At 67.7% G+C, this 16,263-nt stretch carries 19 protein-coding genes and 1 pseudogene; 14 read left to right on the forward strand and 6 right to left on the reverse strand.

Translation table 11 applies throughout. From position 1 onward, the window contains the following. Positions 1-2 precede the first annotated feature (2 nt). Entirely contained in the window at positions 3-497 is a 495-nt protein-coding gene (locus ACV7NQ_RS35120) for a hypothetical protein (RefSeq protein WP_463366131.1), read from the reverse strand. Positions 498-713: 216 nt separating this feature from the next. On the opposite strand from ACV7NQ_RS35120, the gene ACV7NQ_RS35125 reads away from it, so the two are divergent. Further along, positions 714-1,364 carry a lipocalin family protein gene (locus tag ACV7NQ_RS35125; RefSeq protein WP_463363479.1) on the forward strand — a complete coding sequence of 217 codons (651 nt, stop codon included), beginning with the start codon at positions 714-716 and terminating at the stop codon, positions 1,362-1,364. A gap of 18 nt (positions 1,365-1,382) precedes the next feature. Here the strand turns inward: ACV7NQ_RS35125 and ACV7NQ_RS35130 are convergent. After that, positions 1,383-2,188: pseudogene (locus ACV7NQ_RS35130) on the reverse strand (MMPL family transporter); the annotation flags it as partial. A 59-nt stretch (positions 2,189-2,247) separates the two neighbouring features. Here ACV7NQ_RS35130 and ACV7NQ_RS35135 point away from each other — a divergent pair. Continuing rightward, positions 2,248-2,649 (forward strand): PPOX class F420-dependent oxidoreductase, encoded by a 402-nt coding sequence (locus ACV7NQ_RS35135; RefSeq protein ID WP_463363480.1) that lies wholly within the window; start codon positions 2,248-2,250, stop codon positions 2,647-2,649. A 3-nt stretch (positions 2,650-2,652) separates the two neighbouring features. On the opposite strand, the gene ACV7NQ_RS35140 is transcribed toward ACV7NQ_RS35135, so the two are convergent. Continuing rightward, the gene (locus ACV7NQ_RS35140) at positions 2,653-2,916 is read right to left on the reverse strand and encodes a helix-turn-helix transcriptional regulator (RefSeq protein ID WP_463363481.1); all 264 of its coding nucleotides are present in this window, start codon (positions 2,914-2,916) and stop codon (positions 2,653-2,655) included. 110 nt (positions 2,917-3,026) lie between these two features. Between ACV7NQ_RS35140 and map the strand changes: the two genes are divergently transcribed. The 3 genes from map to ACV7NQ_RS35155 are packed head-to-tail and all read left to right on the forward strand — an operon-like array spanning position 3,027 to position 4,473. Continuing rightward, positions 3,027-3,836, forward strand: a complete 810-nt coding sequence (gene map / locus ACV7NQ_RS35145; RefSeq protein ID WP_463363482.1) for a type I methionyl aminopeptidase — start codon at positions 3,027-3,029, stop codon at positions 3,834-3,836. A gap of 29 nt (positions 3,837-3,865) precedes the next feature. Continuing rightward, the gene (locus ACV7NQ_RS35150; protein ID WP_463363483.1) at positions 3,866-4,093 is read left to right on the forward strand and encodes a hypothetical protein; all 228 of its coding nucleotides are present in this window, start codon (positions 3,866-3,868) and stop codon (positions 4,091-4,093) included. Further along, on the forward strand, positions 4,090-4,473 hold the full coding sequence (locus ACV7NQ_RS35155) for a PPOX class F420-dependent oxidoreductase (RefSeq protein ID WP_463363484.1): 384 nt from the start codon (positions 4,090-4,092) through the stop codon (positions 4,471-4,473). The genes ACV7NQ_RS35150 and ACV7NQ_RS35155 overlap by 4 nt, the downstream gene beginning before the upstream one ends. A gap of 79 nt (positions 4,474-4,552) precedes the next feature. Here ACV7NQ_RS35155 and ACV7NQ_RS35160 read toward each other — a convergent pair whose 3' ends face one another. Together ACV7NQ_RS35160 and ACV7NQ_RS35165 are read right to left on the reverse strand one after the other, a co-directional pair. Then, complete coding sequence (locus tag ACV7NQ_RS35160) at positions 4,553-5,929, reverse strand: metallopeptidase TldD-related protein (RefSeq protein WP_463365944.1); 1,377 nt, start codon at positions 5,927-5,929, stop codon at positions 4,553-4,555. A 14-nt stretch (positions 5,930-5,943) separates the two neighbouring features. After that, on the reverse strand, positions 5,944-7,473 hold the full coding sequence (locus tag ACV7NQ_RS35165; protein WP_463363485.1) for a TldD/PmbA family protein: 1,530 nt from the start codon (positions 7,471-7,473) through the stop codon (positions 5,944-5,946). A 246-nt stretch (positions 7,474-7,719) separates the two neighbouring features. On the opposite strand from ACV7NQ_RS35165, the gene ACV7NQ_RS35170 reads away from it, so the two are divergent. Further along, a complete protein-coding gene (locus ACV7NQ_RS35170; RefSeq protein ID WP_463363486.1) occupies positions 7,720-8,376 on the forward strand; it encodes a TetR/AcrR family transcriptional regulator in 657 nt (218 codons plus the stop codon). 6 nt (positions 8,377-8,382) lie between these two features. On the opposite strand, the gene ACV7NQ_RS35175 is transcribed toward ACV7NQ_RS35170, so the two are convergent. After that, positions 8,383-9,150, reverse strand: coding sequence for a sulfite exporter TauE/SafE family protein (locus ACV7NQ_RS35175; RefSeq protein WP_463363487.1), 768 nt, complete (start codon positions 9,148-9,150; stop codon positions 8,383-8,385). An 82-nt stretch (positions 9,151-9,232) separates the two neighbouring features. Here ACV7NQ_RS35175 and ACV7NQ_RS35180 point away from each other — a divergent pair, with 82 nt between their 5' ends. The 8 genes from ACV7NQ_RS35180 (at position 9,233) to lnt (ending at position 16,089) form a co-directional block, all read left to right on the forward strand. Further along, a complete protein-coding gene (locus ACV7NQ_RS35180) occupies positions 9,233-10,408 on the forward strand; it encodes a sensor histidine kinase (protein WP_463363488.1) in 1,176 nt (391 codons plus the stop codon). Between the two features lie 142 nt (positions 10,409-10,550). Then, positions 10,551-11,210 carry a response regulator gene (locus ACV7NQ_RS35185; RefSeq protein ID WP_463363489.1) on the forward strand — a complete coding sequence of 220 codons (660 nt, stop codon included), beginning with the start codon at positions 10,551-10,553 and terminating at the stop codon, positions 11,208-11,210. Positions 11,211-11,303: 93 nt separating this feature from the next. Further along, positions 11,304-11,804 (forward strand): FxsA family protein, encoded by a 501-nt coding sequence (locus ACV7NQ_RS35190; RefSeq protein ID WP_463363490.1) that lies wholly within the window; start codon positions 11,304-11,306, stop codon positions 11,802-11,804. 68 nt (positions 11,805-11,872) lie between these two features. Beyond that, a complete protein-coding gene (locus ACV7NQ_RS35195; protein ID WP_463363491.1) occupies positions 11,873-12,139 on the forward strand; it encodes a hypothetical protein in 267 nt (88 codons plus the stop codon). After that, on the forward strand, positions 12,136-12,450 hold the full coding sequence (locus ACV7NQ_RS35200) for a type II toxin-antitoxin system PemK/MazF family toxin (RefSeq protein ID WP_463363492.1): 315 nt from the start codon (positions 12,136-12,138) through the stop codon (positions 12,448-12,450). The genes ACV7NQ_RS35195 and ACV7NQ_RS35200 overlap by 4 nt, the downstream gene beginning before the upstream one ends. Before the next feature lie 100 nt (positions 12,451-12,550). Then, the gene (locus tag ACV7NQ_RS35205) at positions 12,551-12,805 is read left to right on the forward strand and encodes a hypothetical protein (protein ID WP_463363493.1); all 255 of its coding nucleotides are present in this window, start codon (positions 12,551-12,553) and stop codon (positions 12,803-12,805) included. A 28-nt stretch (positions 12,806-12,833) separates the two neighbouring features. Next, complete coding sequence (locus tag ACV7NQ_RS35210; protein WP_463363494.1) at positions 12,834-14,432, forward strand: amidohydrolase; 1,599 nt, start codon at positions 12,834-12,836, stop codon at positions 14,430-14,432. Beyond that, a complete protein-coding gene (gene lnt / locus ACV7NQ_RS35215) occupies positions 14,422-16,089 on the forward strand; it encodes an apolipoprotein N-acyltransferase (protein WP_463363495.1) in 1,668 nt (555 codons plus the stop codon). Before ACV7NQ_RS35210 ends, lnt begins: the two co-directional genes overlap by 11 nt. The last annotated feature ends 174 nt before the right edge of the window (positions 16,090-16,263 follow it).

Genomic DNA, 16,263 nt, shown 5'->3' on the forward strand with positions numbered 1-16,263 from the left:
TCTCAGGTGCCCTGGGTCACGTTCACGATCCGACGCCCGCTGCGCAGGACGGCATCCAACCAGGGCGGCGCCTCGAACCGGGTCGATACCGACACCGGAACCGGTCCGGCGGTGAAGACCACCGAGGACGGGAGGTCGCGCCGGAGATATTCGAAACCTGGAACGGTGAACTGCAGTATCCGGTCCGCGAGGATCGGCCAATCGAGCAGAAAAACCGGGGCGGGCCGGATACCGAGGTCTCCCAGAATGGCATTCAACCTCGTCCGTGATGTCCGGAAGAGCACCCGTTGCACAAAATGGTTCATCGCCGTGTAGTCGCGCCCGGGCCGCGGCTGCCAGCCCACTCCAAACGGCGGGCAGTCGGCACTGGACAGCGTGAGCGGTCCGACTCCGCAGACCAGCACCGGCGGCCGGGGACCGCCGGACAGGAGCAGCGGTATCGCACCACTGAACTCATCCAGCCGCGCAGCGACCATGCCAGCGGAAACGAATACCATCCGTTCTCGCCGCCGATCGATTCGATGACCGCCCACAGCGTGTCGGGGCCAGCGTGGGTTCGCCGTGCGGTCTCATTCGATACCTGAAGGATCCACCATCCCGATCCGACATGCATCGTTTTTGCCTCGATTGTAGGTAGGATGGGCCTGTTCCTTCGACTGTGCGGAACTCGATCCCTCCGACCACGAGCCGAAAAAACTCCGAGGAGCTATCAGATGAGAGCAGATTCCTCCAGAACCGGTTCCGCACAAGGGTTCCGCAAAACCGTCCGCGCCATTGCCGCGGTCGCGGTGCTCGCCGGAGCTCTGGCGTCCACCACGGCGACCGCATCCGCCGCGCCCGGTGACACGGGCTGGCAGCCGTTGTCCCCGATCGCGTCCCTGGACGTGCAGCGCTACCTCGGAGATTGGAACCAGGTCGCTGCCGTTGCGCAACCGTTCAATCTCGACTGCGCCCGCAACACCGTCGCGAACTACCAACCGATCGACCCGAGCAACATTCGAGTCGAAAACAGCTGCACCACCCGGACCGGCGCCACGAACCGCATCATCGGCAATGCCCGGATCACCGACCCTGCCAGCCAGGCCCAGCTGCACGTCAGTTTCCCCCAGGTGCCCTTTCAAAACTCCCCCGACGGTCCCACCAACTACATCGTCACCTACGTAGCCGAGGACTACTCCTGGGCACTCGTCGGGGATCCGCTGCGTTTGTCCGGATTCGTGCTCTCACGATCACCGGCCATCGATGCAGCACGATGGAATGAGATCCAGACAGTGGTGGCCGCCCGCGGTTACAACCCGTGCCTACTGCTGACCTCGCCCACCCCGGGCGGCGCAGCCGACGTCCGCCCCCTCTGCACCGTGTAGGCGGACCGAGCCCGCATCCTACTCCGGCAGGCTCACCGCCAGTCGACTCGGCCACCAGATCCGGGGGCCCATCACACTGAACAGCGCGGGAATGATGAGTGTGCGCACGACGAATGTGTCGAGCAGAATCCCCACGCCGATGACGATCCCGAGCTGGGTGAGTGTGATCAGCGGCAAGACGCCCAGCACGCAGAACACCGCCGTGAGGACGATACCCGCGCTGGTGAGGATTGCGCCGGTCGACTCCACCGCACGCACCATGCCCTGCTCGGTGCCGTGCGCGGGGGTCTCTTCCCGCGCCCGGGTAACGAGGAGATCGTGTAGTCCGCACCCAGCGCAACCAGGAACAGGAACAACGGAACGGTGGTATCCATCGCCGGAAACCCGAAAATATGCACGCTGGCCCAACTGCCGACGCCGAGCGCCGCCACTGCGCTCAGCACCGTGACCGCGACCAGCGCCAGTGCCGCCGGGACCGCACGCAGCAAGCCCAGCAGCACCGCGCAAACGACCCCGAGGACGAGCGGGATGATCACCCCCACCAGCGCGTCCGCTCAGGGCACCGCGGCCAAGCGGTTACGCAGGGATTCGATCGTGGCGGAAGCGCGATCCGATCCCGGCGCCGCATCGAGGATTACTGACCAGTGCGCGAGCCCGGTTGCCGACGTCCCGACCGGGACACGAACCACTCCCGCGGTTTCGGAGAGCGCGTCGGTCACCTCGGCCCCGGCTGAGGCGCGCGCCACCACCACCGTGGGGTCGGCCGCACCGGACGGGAAATGCGCTGCGAGCGTGTCGAATCCGGTGACCGACTCGGCGCGTAGACCCGAGATGTGACCTCGGACGGATGTGACCGCGCCGCAGACGGCCTACCGTTTTCGCTATGACATGGAACAACATCAGCGAGAGCAAATACGCGCGGCTGACCACCTTCAAGAAGGACGGCACCGCCGTCGGTACTCCGGTGTGGGTGGCGCCCGACGGCGACCGGATCGTCGTGTGGACGAATCCAGGAACCTGGAAGGTCAAGCGCATCCGCCGCAATCCGGACGTCACGCTGCAGGTGTGCGACAACCGGGGCCGCACCAACGGTGGCGAGGTCATCGCGGGCACCGCCGAGGTCCTCGATGCCGATGGCACCGAACACGTCCGCGATCTCGTCGCCCACAGGTACGGAATCATCGGCCAGCTCGCCATCCGCGGTCACAAGCTGATCAAGGGCGCGGGCGCATCCGTCGGCATCGCCATCACGCCGAAAGCGGTCGCCGGGTCGGCCGAACAGTAGTCGTCAGGCGGATTCGGCGAGCCCGGCCGAGAGCCACGTGCTCGCCAGGTCCTCGAGCGGGACCTCCAGCACCGCGCCGAGGGACACGATGGTGCCGAAGGCAGGGGTGGGCAGGCGGCCGGTTTCGATCTTGCGGAGCGTCTCCGGTGAGATGCCCGCGGCGACGGCGGTCGCGGTGAGGTCACGATCGGCGCGGGCGGCACGCAACCGGCAGCCGAGGCGGCGGCCGGCCTCGACCTGAGCGGGGGTCAACGGAAGACGGACCATGGCACCAGACTATGGATGGTATTTAAATACCGCAAGCGCGTGCCTCGCACCCGTTGGTATTAAAATACCAAGTGAGCTAGTGTGGTATTAAAATACCGAATGGAGCAGGCATGGTGGAACTGAAGACCCCGGACGAGATCGCGCGGATGCGAGTGGCGGGAGAGTTCGTCGGGGGGATTCTGGCCGAGTTGCGACAGCTCGCCGCCGTCGGCGTGAACCTGCTCGAGCTGGAAGCGGTTGTGCGGGAACGGATTCACCAGCGGCCCGGCGCCGTGTCGTGCTATTGGGATTACGCGCCGTCGTTCGGGCGCGGTCCGTTCCGTAATACGGTGTGCCTGTCGGTCAACGACGCTGTGCTGCACGGACTTCCGTTCGACTACGTGCTACGTGACGGCGACGTTTTGAGCATGGACCTGGCGATCGGCGTCGACGGCTGGGTAGCCGACTCGGCCGTCAGCGTGATCGTCGGTACCGCCGCGGAAGAAGACGTGCGGCTGGTGCGCGCCACCGAGGAGGCCCTGGAGGCGGCCATCGCCGTGGCGGTGCCGGGCAATCGGATCGGGGACATCTCCGCCGTCATCGCGGAAGTGGCAGGGGCGTACGGGTATCCGGTGAACAACGAGTTCGGTGGACACGGTCTGGGTCGCACCATGCACGAGGATCCGCACATACCCAACGCGGGCCGCGCCGGGCGCGGCTATCGGCTCCAGCCGGGTTTGACCATTGCCATCGAACCGTGGTTCGCCCGCAGCACCGATGAGATCTTCACCGATCCGGACGGTTGGACCATCCGTTCGGCCGATGGTTCGCGCACGGCGCATTCCGAACACACCGTTGCCATTACCGAGGATGGGCCGCAGGTGCTGACGGGCCGGAATCGGGTGATTCGCGGACAACCCTTGGCGGGGACCTTGCCGTAGCGGGCGCGCAGCGCCTCGGTGAAGGCGCGGTGGCGGGTTGCCACGTCGTCGAGCATGATCAGGCACCCGACCTGCTCCGCGGGGAGTTCGCTCCCCTTGGGTTCGGACCCGAAATGCAGGGCGCAGCCATTCGCCTCGACCACTCCGTAGACGTAGGGGCGGGTCTGCTCGACGGCCTGCTGGAACGCCTCGAAGCGGGCGAATACCGAATGCCCGACCAACATTCGCCCGAGCAACCGAATACGCTGCCCTCATGACGAACACGCTCGGGGCCGTCGGCAAGGCGGATTACGTGTTGCTGACCACGTTCCGGAAAGACGGCACACCCGTCGGCACCGCGGTGTGGGCGGTGGAAGAGGCGGGCAAGCTATACGTGTGGACGGTGACCGACAGCTGGAAGGTGAAGCGGCTGCGCCGCAATCCGGCCGTCACGCTGCAGCCGTGCAACCGCGCGGGCAAGCCGCGCGGCGAGGTGATCGAGGGCACCGGCCGCGTCCTCGACGCCGAGGGCACCGACCGAGTCCGCAAGCTGCTCGAGAAGAAATACTGGCTGATGGGTCCGCTCGTCATCATCGGGAGCAACCTGCGCCGCGGCAAGGCAGGCACCATCGGCCTGGAAATCACGCCCGCCGCTTGATAATTTACCCAAGCCGCCGACCCGGGTTGGCAACGCGCTGAGACCCGGCGGCTCGCGGCTCGGCATCCCGATCCGGTTGCTACGTCGCCTGGCTCACCGACGACATGTGGAAGTCGGGAATCCGCAACGGCGGCATGGCGGTTCGGGTGAACCAGTCTTTCCATTCGCGGGGGAGTGTCGTCTCGGTGGCGCCCGCCTCGGTGGCGCGGCGCAGTAGATCGATCGGGCTCTCGTTGAAACGGAAGTTGTTGACCGCTGCGGTGACTTCACCGTTCTCGACGAGGTAGACGCCGTCGCGGGTGAGGCCGGTGAGCAGTAGCGTCGCCGGGTCGACCTCGCGGATGTACCAGAGCGTGGTGAGCAGCAGGCCGCGTTCGGTGCGGTCGATCATCTCGTCGATTGTGCCGCCGGAACCGCCTGTCAGCAGGAGGTTTTCGGCGGGAAGCGTGGTGGGGGCGTCGAATTCGGCCGCAGTGGCGCGCGGGTAGACGAGGGATTCGATGACGCCCTCGCGCAACCAGTCGACGCGTTGCGCGGGTAGTCCGTTGTCGAAGACCGAAAGTGCCTCGGAGGAGGAGGGAGTCGCGACGAACGGGCGGTATTCCAGGCCACTGGCGTGCGGATCGGAGTAGAGCATCAACGGAATGTCGGTGAGCCGCTCGCCGATTCGGGTGCCGCCGGCGCGGGCGAAGGCGTTGTGGCCCTCCTGCGCGCCGCGGCCCTCCATGGTCCACGCCATGTAGATCATCAGGTCGGCGACGGCCGAGGGCGGCAGCAGGGTTTCGTAGCGGCCGGCGGGCAGATCGACGCGACGCTCGGACCAGTCGAGGCGGCGCGAGAGCTCGGTGAGCAGGCCAGGGATATCGACATCGGTGAAGTCGGCGGTGCCGACACCGACCCAGGCGCTGGCGAGATCGGTGCCCTCCCCGCGCTTTCCGTTGATTTCCACCGAACCGGTGGGCTGGACGAAGCGGCGTCGGATGCCGGTCGAGGTCCCGAGCCAGGTGGTCTGGATCTTATGGTGGGCGAAACCGTAGAGGCGGTCGGCGCCGTCGAAACCCGCGGACAAGTCGCGGACCAGACCGGCGAACACCTCGATGCCAGTGCTGCCCGGCGCCGCGGCCCAGTCGTCGACGGCTCCGCTGTCCGGCGTCAGCAGCGGCATCGCGTCCTTGGCGGGCGCTGCGCCGCGCGCGGCTTCCTCGCTGGTGCGCACCAGCGTTTCGATGTCGTCGGAGTCCACGCTGGTCGAGCTGATGGTGCCGACTCGCGCAGCGTCGGGACCATCGCGAAAGATCGAGATCACCGACCAGTCGCGGGAAATCGAGGAACCATTGGTGGTCATCGAGTTGCCCGCCCAGCGCAGCGACGCCTCGTGCGCGTCGGTGACGATGACTATCGCCTCGTCCGCGCGCGAGAGCGCCAGCGCCTGTTCGACGACCGCGCCCGCAGGCATCAGACCGGTACCGATCACTGTCCCGCCTCCGTCCGGGTGTTCAGAATGTTGATGCCGCGCACCAGGACCGACGGGCAGCCGTGACTGACCGCCGCGACCTGACCGGGCTGCGCTTTGCCGCAGTTGAAGGCGCCGCCGAGCCGCCAGGTGGACGGTCCGCCGACCGACTCCATCGAACCCCAGAAGTCGGTGGTGGTGGCCTGGTAGGCGACGTCACGCAGCTGGCCGTCGAGCTTGCCGTCGCGGATGCGGAAGAACCGCTGCCCGGTGAACTGGAAGTTGTAGCGCTGCATGTCGATCGACCACGATTTGTCGCCGACGATGTAGATGCCGTCTTGCACCCGTCCGATGAGCTCTTCGGTGGTGGTGTCGCGCGCGAGGTCGGGTTGCAGCGAAACGTTCGCCATCCGCTGGATCGGAACATGGTGCGGCGAGTCCGCGTAGGAGCATCCGTTGGAACGCTCCAGGCCGAGGCGGGGGGCGAACACGCGGTCGAGCTGATATCCGACCAGCACGCCGTCGCGCACCAGATCCCAACGCTGCCCGGCGACACCCTCGTCGTCGTAGCCGACGGTGGCGAGGCCGTGCTCCTGGGTGCGGTCGCCGGTGACGTGCATGATCGGGGTGCCGTACCGCAGCGTGCCGAGCTTGTCCGGGGTCGCGAACGAGGTGCCCGCATAGGCGGATTCATAGCCGATCGCCCGGTCGTATTCGGTGGCGTGGCCGATGGACTCGTGGATGGTCAGCCACAGGTTGGTCGGGTCGATGACGAGGTCGGTGGGGCCCGCCTGCACGCTGGGCGCCTTAATCTTCTCGGTCAGCCAGGCCGGGATCTGCGCGAGTTCGCCGGTCCAGTCCCAGGTTCCGTCGGCCCCGGTGACGTACTCCCAGCCGCGTCCCGCGGGAGCGGCAAGGGTGCGCATGGTTTCGAAGACGCCGGCGGCGGAATCGACCGTGATCGCCTCGAATTGCGGATGCAGCCGCACCCGCTGCTGGGTGATGGTCGAACCCGCGGTGTCGGCGTAGAAGGATTGTTCCTTCACCTGCAGCACCGACGCCGTGACGTGGTCGACGCCGTCGACGCCCGAGAGCCGCTCCGAATAGTCCTGCAGCAGCGCGACTTTGTCGGTGGTCGGCACCGCGAACGGGTCGAGGTCGTAGGCCGACACCCACTGCGTGTTGTCGTGGCGGGGCTCGTCGGCGAGTTCGACGCGCTCGCGGTTCAGCGCACGCAGCGTCGTCGCCACCATCACCGCTCGGCGGGCCACCTCGGCCGCGACGTCCGTGCTGAGCGCGGCGTGCGAGGCGAAACCCCAGGTGCCGTCGACGATCACGCGCACCGCGAAGCCGAGGTCGGTCGCGTTGGTGATCGCCTCCACCCGACCGTCACGCAACCTGATCGACTGCGTGACCAGTCGGTGCACCCGCAGATCCGCGTGCTGCGCACCCGCTGCCTTCGCAGCCGAGAGGGCGGCATCGGCAAGCGCGCGCAGCGGTAGCGCAAGGAACTCGGCGTCGACGTCTCTGGATGTCGCGATGCTCACCCGCACCAACCTAGTCGCTGCGACCGACAAAGACGCGCGGCACCGGGGTTACACGCCGTGCCCGCGCGCTTCGACTGCAAACATGCATGAACTGCAAAGCCCCACGCGGTGCTTGGCGCAGCACCAATTCGGTCACCATTCGAACGCTGCCATGGGCGGATGGGGCCCGAGCATCGCAAATGGGTAACGGCACGCGCGAAACCGTGCTTACCGTACCCAAGTCGCTGGGTGGCGTACTGTGCCCGCGTGCCGCCATCCGCCCTCCGTGATCGCAAACGAGAACGTACCCGCCGAGCCCTCCTCGAGGCTGCTGTCGACCTTTTCGAGGACAGAGGTTATGAGGAAACAACGGTGGCGGACATCGCCGCCGCGGCGGAGGTCGGTACCCGCACCTTCTTCAATTACTTCGCAAGCAAGGAAGAGTTGCTCTTCCCGGAACAGGATGAGCGCGTGCGCGCGGCGGTTGCGGCCATCGCAAGCCGCCGCCCCGGCGAACGTCCGGTGGAGGTGCTGCTGCGTGCGCTGCGTGCGGCCGGCGACAACCCCGGCGAGCATCTAGTCGACAACCTGAGCGACAGGATCGCCGCGCTGCGCGCTCAGGTTTCGCGGATCGTGCCCGCGGTGAGCGGTCGGGCGGCGCATGCGCAGTTGGTCGCGCAGCGCGAGATCGCCAGGCAACTGCACCTGGCCTTTCCCGCCGAACTGGACGAGGTCGGCGCCGCAGCGTTGGTCGGTGCGGTCGTCGGTGCGGTGTCCGGTGCGCTCACGGTGCTGTTCCAGAGTCCGCTGGTCGGGGCCGAGGACGGCGACCGGCTGCATCGGCGCATCCACGAAACCACCTCGCGGGTGCTGCAACCCTGGCTCGCTTCGAACAACACGAAGCAGGCGGAACCGGTGGGCTGACCTTGGTCAGCCGAACTGCTGCCAGCCCAACCGGATCACCATCCCGATCACCACCACCAGCAGCACGATCCGCACGAACTCCGCGCCCTTGCGCAACGCCATGTGCGAGCCGACGATCGCCCCCGCCACATTGCACACGGCCATGGCCGCGCCGAGCCCGAACATGATGTGGCCGGTCGCGCCGAAGAAGATCAGCGCGCCGACATTGGACCCGCAGTTGATCACCTTCGCCATCGCTGCCGCCCGCACGAACTCGGTGCCGAGCAGGGTGGCGAAGGTGATGATCAGAAAGGTGCCGGTGCCCGGCCCGAGCAGACCGTCGTAGCAGCCGACGAGGCCCGCAGCCAGTGCTACCACCAGGATGAACTTGCGTCGGGTCGGCGGATGGGTGGCGATGGTTACGCCGATCGCCGGACGCAGCGTGATGAACACCGCCACCCCGACCAACACCACCATGACGATCGGTATGAACAGATCCCGGTCGATGAGCGACACTGCGGCCGCGCCGGTCGCGGCGGCCACCGCCGCGATGCCCGCCGCGGGCAGCAGCACCCGCCAGCGCATCGGCACCTTCCTTGCGAAGGTCGCCACCGAGGCGCCGGTGCCCGCGACGGCCGCGAATTTGTTGGTGCCGAGCGCGGTTTGCGGCGTGATGCCGGGCGCCACCAGGAACAGGGTCGGCAGGATGATCAGCCCGCCGCCGCCGACCACGGCATCCACCCAGCCCGCCGCGGTGGCGGCCACCAGTAGGGCCGCCCAGTCTGCAAGATCCACTCGGGCCACACAACCAGACCGACACGGCGCCCACATGGGCGGGCTGCTCGGACCCGTCAGATACGGACATAGGCTGATATCCGTGCGCCGATTCAGTTTGTGGCTTCGAGACAGGCCCATAGTCTCGGATTCGACGCTGGCCTTAGCGCTGCTGTTGCTCGAGGTGCTCGGCGTGAGCAACTCCGATCACAAGCTGTCCTACCTCGGAATCGGGGTCCTGCTGCCGGTGCCGGTGGCCTTCCGTCGGCTGTACCCGCGCGCGATGGCGGCCGCGATCCTCGCGCTGTCGGTCGCCTCCACGATGGTCGCCTACCTCTCCGGCGACAAGGCCGACCACATCGCGCTGTTCGGGCTCGGCATCATGCTCTACACGCTGGTCGCCTATGTCGGCCGTCGCGAGGGACTGTGGTTCGTCTTGGGTCTGGCGTTGGACAGCGGTGCGTCCTTACTTCTGATCGATAAGCCCTCCGGCGCGGATGCGATCTTCACCGGGATGTTCTTCATGCTGTGCTGGACGCTGGCAGAATTCATCGGCGCCCGGCATGCCTACGACACCGAGGTGGCGGCACGCCTCGCGGTCGCCGACTTCGACAGGGAACGTCGCGCGCACGACGCGGTCGCCTTCGAACGCACCCGCATCGCCCGCGAATTGCACGACGTGGTCGCGCACGCGGTGAGCGTGATCATCGTGCAGGCCGATGGCGCGAAGTACGCTCTGCGCCGCGATCCCGACGCCGCCGAACAGGCCCTCACCACCATCGCCGGCACCGGCCGCGAGGCGCTGCGCGAACTGCGCCGCACCGTCGCGTTGCTGCGCATCGAACCCGCGCCCGACGAGGTGCCCCAGCACGGAACCGCGGGCATCGCCAAGCTCGTCGACATGATGCGCAGCACCGGCCTCGCCGTCGAGCTCGAGCTGACCGGCGAACTCGACACCGTCGCTCCCGAGGTCAGCCTCGGTGTGCAGCGCATCGTCCAGGAATCGCTCACCAACACCCTGCGCCACGCGGGCGCGCACCCGAAGGCCTGGGTCCGGGTGCTGCGCCGCGACACTGATGTGCTGATCGAGGTCACCGACTCCGGCGGGGTCCCGGTGCAGGAGCAGGCCGCCAGCCCGATCAAGGGCGGCGGCATGGGCCTGGCGGGCATGCGCGAACGCATCGCCGTGCTCGGGGGCACCCTCGAAACGGGACGTACACTCGACGGCACATGGCGCGTCCGCGCGACCATCCCGCTCGACCCGGACGGCGACTGCTGAGCCGGTACTACGGCTATCATCGAGCGGCACAGCGGCTTTCGTGATCAGGCGAACGGCAATCCGGGTACGCCACGGTATCGGGATCGGGTGTGCCAGAAGCGGGACCGGCCGGATCAGGTGACCGGGGCGATAGATTGACCTGGTGCCGATCACCGTTCTCGTTGTCGACGACCAAGAACTCATGCGTATGGGACTGAAGATGGTGTTGGGTGCGCACCCCGATATCGAAGTGATCGGCGAGGCCGAGAACGGCGCCCTTGCGGTGTCGCGGGCCAAGGAACTGCGGCCGGACGTGGTGCTGATGGATGTGCGGATGCCGGTGGTGGACGGTGTCACCGCGACCGGCCGGATCGTCGACGCGGGCGACGGCTGCCGGGTGCTGGTGATGACGACCTTCGACCTGGACGAGTACGCGTTGGGTGCGCTGCGGGCCGGGGCGAGCGGGTTCCTGCTCAAGGACACACCTCCGGAGGATCTGATCTCGGCCATTCGCAGCGTGGCCGCGGGTGACGCGGTGGTGTCACCCAAGGTGACCAAGCGGCTGCTGGACCGGCTCATCGCCGACGACACAGGCGGGACGCGCGACCCTGGGGTGTTGGAGGTGCTGACCGCCAGGGAGCGTGAGGTGCTCGAGCAGATCGCGGCCGGTCGTTCCAACGCGGAGATCGCCGGCGAGTTGTATCTCTCGGAGGCGACCGTCAAGACACACGTGGGTCGGGTGCTGACGAAACTCGGTCTGCGAGACCGGGTTCAAGCGGTGGTGCTGGCATATGAGACCGGATTGGTGCGGCCGGGCGGGTGAGCGGCGGCAGATCTCAGCGAGCTATCAGGCTGAATCGGGAGAAAAATGGGCATGACATGCGTTGGAATGCGTAGATCGTCCGAAAGGATCGCCATGCCCGCCGTATTGTTCGTGCTCTACGTGGTCGTCGAGATCGCCGCGCTTGTCGGCGTCGCCCATTTCATCGGTGTCGTCCCCACCATCCTGTTGCTGATCGCCGGATCGGCCGCGGGCATGATGCTGATCGGTTCGCAGGGTAGGCGGGTGTTCGAGCAGTTCCGCCGCGCGGGCCGCGGTGAGATCGCCCCCGGCACCGCCGTCGCCGACGGCGCGCTGGTCGCCGCGGGTGGTTTCCTGATGTTCATCCCCGGCCTGGTCACCTCGTTGGTCGGCCTGCTCCTGCTGCTGCCGCCGACTCGCTTCCTGGTCCGCCCCGTCGTGGCCGCTTTCGCCACCCGGCGCATCGGCCGCTTGGCCGATGCGATGCCGTATCGCGGCGTGATCATCGACGGTGACGACATCGTCAACCGCGACGACGTCGTCGACGGTGTTGTCGTCACCGAGTGGTACGACGACGGCCGGATCTCTACCCGACCCGCCATCGGCCACAACTGATCGTTCGCGTTTACAGCTGTAAAGCAGCTCTGCCACACACTTTGTGTGCCCGGCTGTACAGTGAATATGTGACAAAGCCAGTGAATATGCGGCTGCGTGCAGACCTCCTCGAGGCCGCCAAGCAGGCCGCCGAGGCCGACGGCATCACCGTCACCGCGTTCGCCACGCGGGCGATCGAGGCCGAATTGCTGCGCCGGGAATTCGCCGAGCACGCTCGCATGGTGGCCGCCGCCGAGGAGTCCGACGACGCCGAGCGCCTCGCCAGGAAATCCCACGCCATTCGCGAGGGCCTGGCCCAGTGGAAGCAGGACCGGCGCTCCAGCGGAGCAGCGTGAAGCAGGGCGATGTCCATATCTCGGCGCCGTCGCCGCTGACCGGCGAACGCGAACTGTATGTCGTCGTCTCGAGCGACGAATACAACGAGGCGGCCGGACCCACCGTGGTGGTGGTCGAAATCGAGACCGGAACCCGTTATCGGGCAACACCTTTCGGCATCGCGGTGGAGACGCCGTTCGGGGTGGCGCTCGCGGACCGACTGCTGTGGCTGCCGCGCACGTACGTAGGGGAGCGGTTCGACCGGCTGGATGACGACCTGACCCGCCGCGTGCTCGACGCGAGCTGCCGGGTACTGCGCGGCGCGCACTGATCCACGACCGAGCCTTGCACCGAACCGGAACTATCCGACAAACCCGACCGAGTGTTGCCCGCCCATTTCGCGCGAGCGTGCAAGGGTTTAGTGTTGCCCGATGGGCAACGAAGAGCTCACTATCACCGTGAGCGAGGAGCTGGCCGCCGCCGTCAAACGCGCCGCGGCCGCTGCGGGACATTCGATTTCCGGGTTCACGGCTGCGGCGCTGCGGCTGGAACTGATCGCCGTGGAGGCTGGCTGTCGCGCCGCGCCGGACCGCGGGCCCGGCGGGGTGACGCCGCAATACGCCGAAGTGATGGCGTTGCTCGCGCTACCGCCGGACGTGTCACCGCATGCGGCGCTGAAAGGCTGACGCGCTACATACGGCAGACTGGTCTTCCGTGAGTACCCAGTTGCTGCTCGGCGGTCGTTTCTACAGTTCGAGTTCACCCGACGCGACGGCGATGGCGGTGACCGACGGGACCGTGGTGTGGCTGGGGGCCGAGCAACCGGGCCGGGCACTGCATCCCGACGCGGAGATCATCGACCTGGGCGGGGCATTCGTGGCGCCCGCGTTCGTCGATCCGCACGTGCACGTCACGGCGCTGGGTTTGCAGCTGACCGGGCTGGACCTGTCGGTGGCTCGTTCGCTCGCGCACTGCATGGAGTTGCTGCGCGACTACGCGGCGACGCACCCCGAGGGTGCGATCCTCGGTGACGGCTGGGACGAGACCCGTTGGGCCCAGGGCCGCCCGCCTGATGTCGAGGAGATAGACGCCGCGGCGGGAGCCGGTCGCCAGGTGTATCTGTCCCGGGTGGACGCGCACTCGGCGGTGGCGTCCTCCGCACTGTTGGACGCCGTGCCCGAGGTGACCGGCGCAACGGGATTCACCCGCGGCGACCCGCTGCGCGCCGCAGCGCATCACATGGTCCGGACGACCGTGCTCTCAGGACTCGATCGCGCCCAACGCGATCGGGCCCGCAGCGCCGCGCTGGACGCCGCGGCCGCCCGCGGGATCGTCGCGGTGCACGAATGCGCGGGACCGGAAATCGCGGGCCGTACCGATCTTCGCGAACTGCTCGAGTTCAAGCACGGCGTCGAGGTCCGGGCGTACTGGGGCGAAGCGGTGCGCACCGCGGACGAGGCGCGGGCGCTGGTCGACGAAATCGGCGCGGATGCCCTCGGCGGTGACCTGTTCGTGGACGGCTCGCTCGGCTCGCGCACCGCCTGGCTGCGCGAACCCTATGCCGACGACCCCGGATCCGGACTCGGCTACCTCGACACCGACGCCATCGCCGCGCACATCCACGCCTGCACCGAAGCGGGCATCCAGGCGGGCTTCCATGTGATCGGCGACGGCGCGATGGATGCCGTCGCCGCCGGATTCCAGCGGGTGGTCGACGCACTCGGCGGTCCGGCCGTCGCGGCGCGCGGGCATCGCGTCGAACACGCCGAGATGATCGACGCCGAACAAATCGGCAAACTCGGCGCCTGGGGTGTCATCGCCAGCGTGCAGCCCGCGTTCGATGCCGCATGGGGCGGACCCGACGGCATGTACGCGGCCCGGCTCGGCGCCGACCGCGCCGCCACCTTGAATCCTTTCAGCGCCATGGCCGCCGCCGGAATCTCCCTGGCCATCGGATCGGACGCGCCGGTCACCGCCCTGGATCCCTGGGCCGCCGTCCGTGCCGCCGCCAACCACCGCACCCCCGGCAACGGCCTGTCTCCGCGCGCCGCCTTCGCCGCGGCGACCAGGGGAGCCTGGCGGGCAGGCGGCGTCCGCGACGGTATCGCGGGCACGTTGGTCCCCGGCGCCCCCGCCTCCTACTCGGTATGGAACGCCGACGAACTCGTCGTCGCCGCGGCCGCGGACTCGGTGCAGCGCTGGTCCACCGACCCGCGCTCGCGCGTGCCGGGACTGCCTCCGCTGGACCCGAATTCAGCGCTGCCGACCTGCCTGCGCACCGTGCACCGCGGAGTCACCATCCATGATGCATGAGGTAACGACCACGCCCGCCCGCTATTCGGTGTTGTGGCGCTCGGTGTCCGCGGTGCTCGCGGGGCTGCTGCTGTTCGGCAGTTTCCCGCCGCGGCCCTGGTGGTTTCTCGCGCCCTTGGGCATCGCGGCGCTGACCCTGACGGTGCGCGGCAGCGGCAAGCTGCGCGCCGGTTTCGGTTACGGATTCCTCGCCGGTCTGGGCTTTTTCGTTCCGCTGCTGCCGTGGACGGGAATCTACGTCGGCCCGGTCCCTTGGCTCGCATTGTCGACCGTGTGCGCGGTGTACATCGGACTTTTCGGCCTGCTGGCCCGGCTGTTGTGCAGGCTGCGGGCCTGGCCGCTGTGGGTCGCGCTGGCTTGGACGACCACGGAATGGATTCGGTCCAGCTTTCCGTTCGGCGGATTTCCGTGGGGGCGTTTGGCATTCGGTCAGGCCGACGGATGGTACCTGCCGCTGGCAATGCTGGGCGGCGCGCCGCTGGTCGGTTTCGTGGTCGCGCTGACCGGAGCCGCAGCGGCGGCACTCGTGCTTCAGATCCGATCGCGGATCATCTCGGCGAACGTTGTTTCGGTGCCGGCAGCCGATGCGGTGGGACCTCGTCCCGCCGCTCGCCTCGGAATTGTTGTTGCGGCAGCAACTCTGGCTATCTTGCCTCTCGCCGGAGTAATCCTCCGGTCCGCGCTGCCCGGCCCGGAGGATGGCGACCGGATGATCACGGTCGCTGCGATCCAGGGCAGCGTGCCTCGGCTCGGATTGGACTTCAATGCGCAGCGGCGCGCCGTACTGGACAACCATGTCCGGCGCACCGAGGAGTTGGCCAGGGCGGTCGCGGCGGGCCAGGCGCGCAAACCTGATGTGGTGATCTGGCCGGAGAACTCGTCCGATATCGATCCGCTGCGCAACGCCGATGCCGCCGATGAGATCACCGCGGCCTCCGAGAAAATCGGCGCGCCGATCCTGGTCGGCGCGGTGCTGGTGAACGCTGATCGCACCACGACCAACTCGGTGATTGTGTGGAACGGCGCGGCCGGTCCCGGTGAGCGGCACGACAAGAAGATCATCCAGCCGTTCGGCGAGTACCTGCCCATGCGCAGTTTCTTCCGGCTGTTCTCCAAATACGCCGATCGCGCCGGATATTTCGTGCCGGGCAACGGCAGCGGCGCGGTCCGCGCCGACGGCGTCGAGATCGGCGTCGCCACATGTTACGAGGTCGCCTTCGACCGTGCGTTCCGCGATTCGATGCACGCGGGCGCGCAATTGCTGACCGTGCCGACCAATAACGCGACCTTCGGCGACAGCGAGATGACCTACCAGCAGCTGGCCATGTCGCGGGTGCGTGCGGTCGAGCACGGCCGCGCGCTGGTCGTCGCGGCCACCTCGGGTGTCAGCGCGATCATCGGTGCGGATGGCGTGGTGCAGCAGCAGACGCCGAAGTTCGTGCCCGCCGCGCTGGTCGCCGAGCTGCCGCTGCGCAGCTCGACCACGCCGGCCACCCGATTCGGACCCGCGCCGGAACTCCTCTCGGTTATTCTGACCGCTGCTGCCGTAGTGGTGGCGATCCGGCGGCACCAGGATGCCACCCTGGATCAGCCAGTCGGCCGACTGCGGCGACAGATCTTCCGCGAACCGAAATTTGGTGTGCTCCGGGGCCGGTGAGACCGGTAGACCCCTGCCCCGGCCGGTCTTTCATTCTATTCGCCATCCCGTAGCCAGGGCTGGCGTGCGTCGCTATTCTGATGCCTCGATATGGACGTTTGTTGTGTTCAGCGCGGCAACCAGCTAAATTAGCGGGGAGGTAGCCAATAGAAGTAGTGTTCGGCCATCAGCGTT

It is taken from the genome of Nocardia sp. Tas62D01, assembly GCF_055232035.1.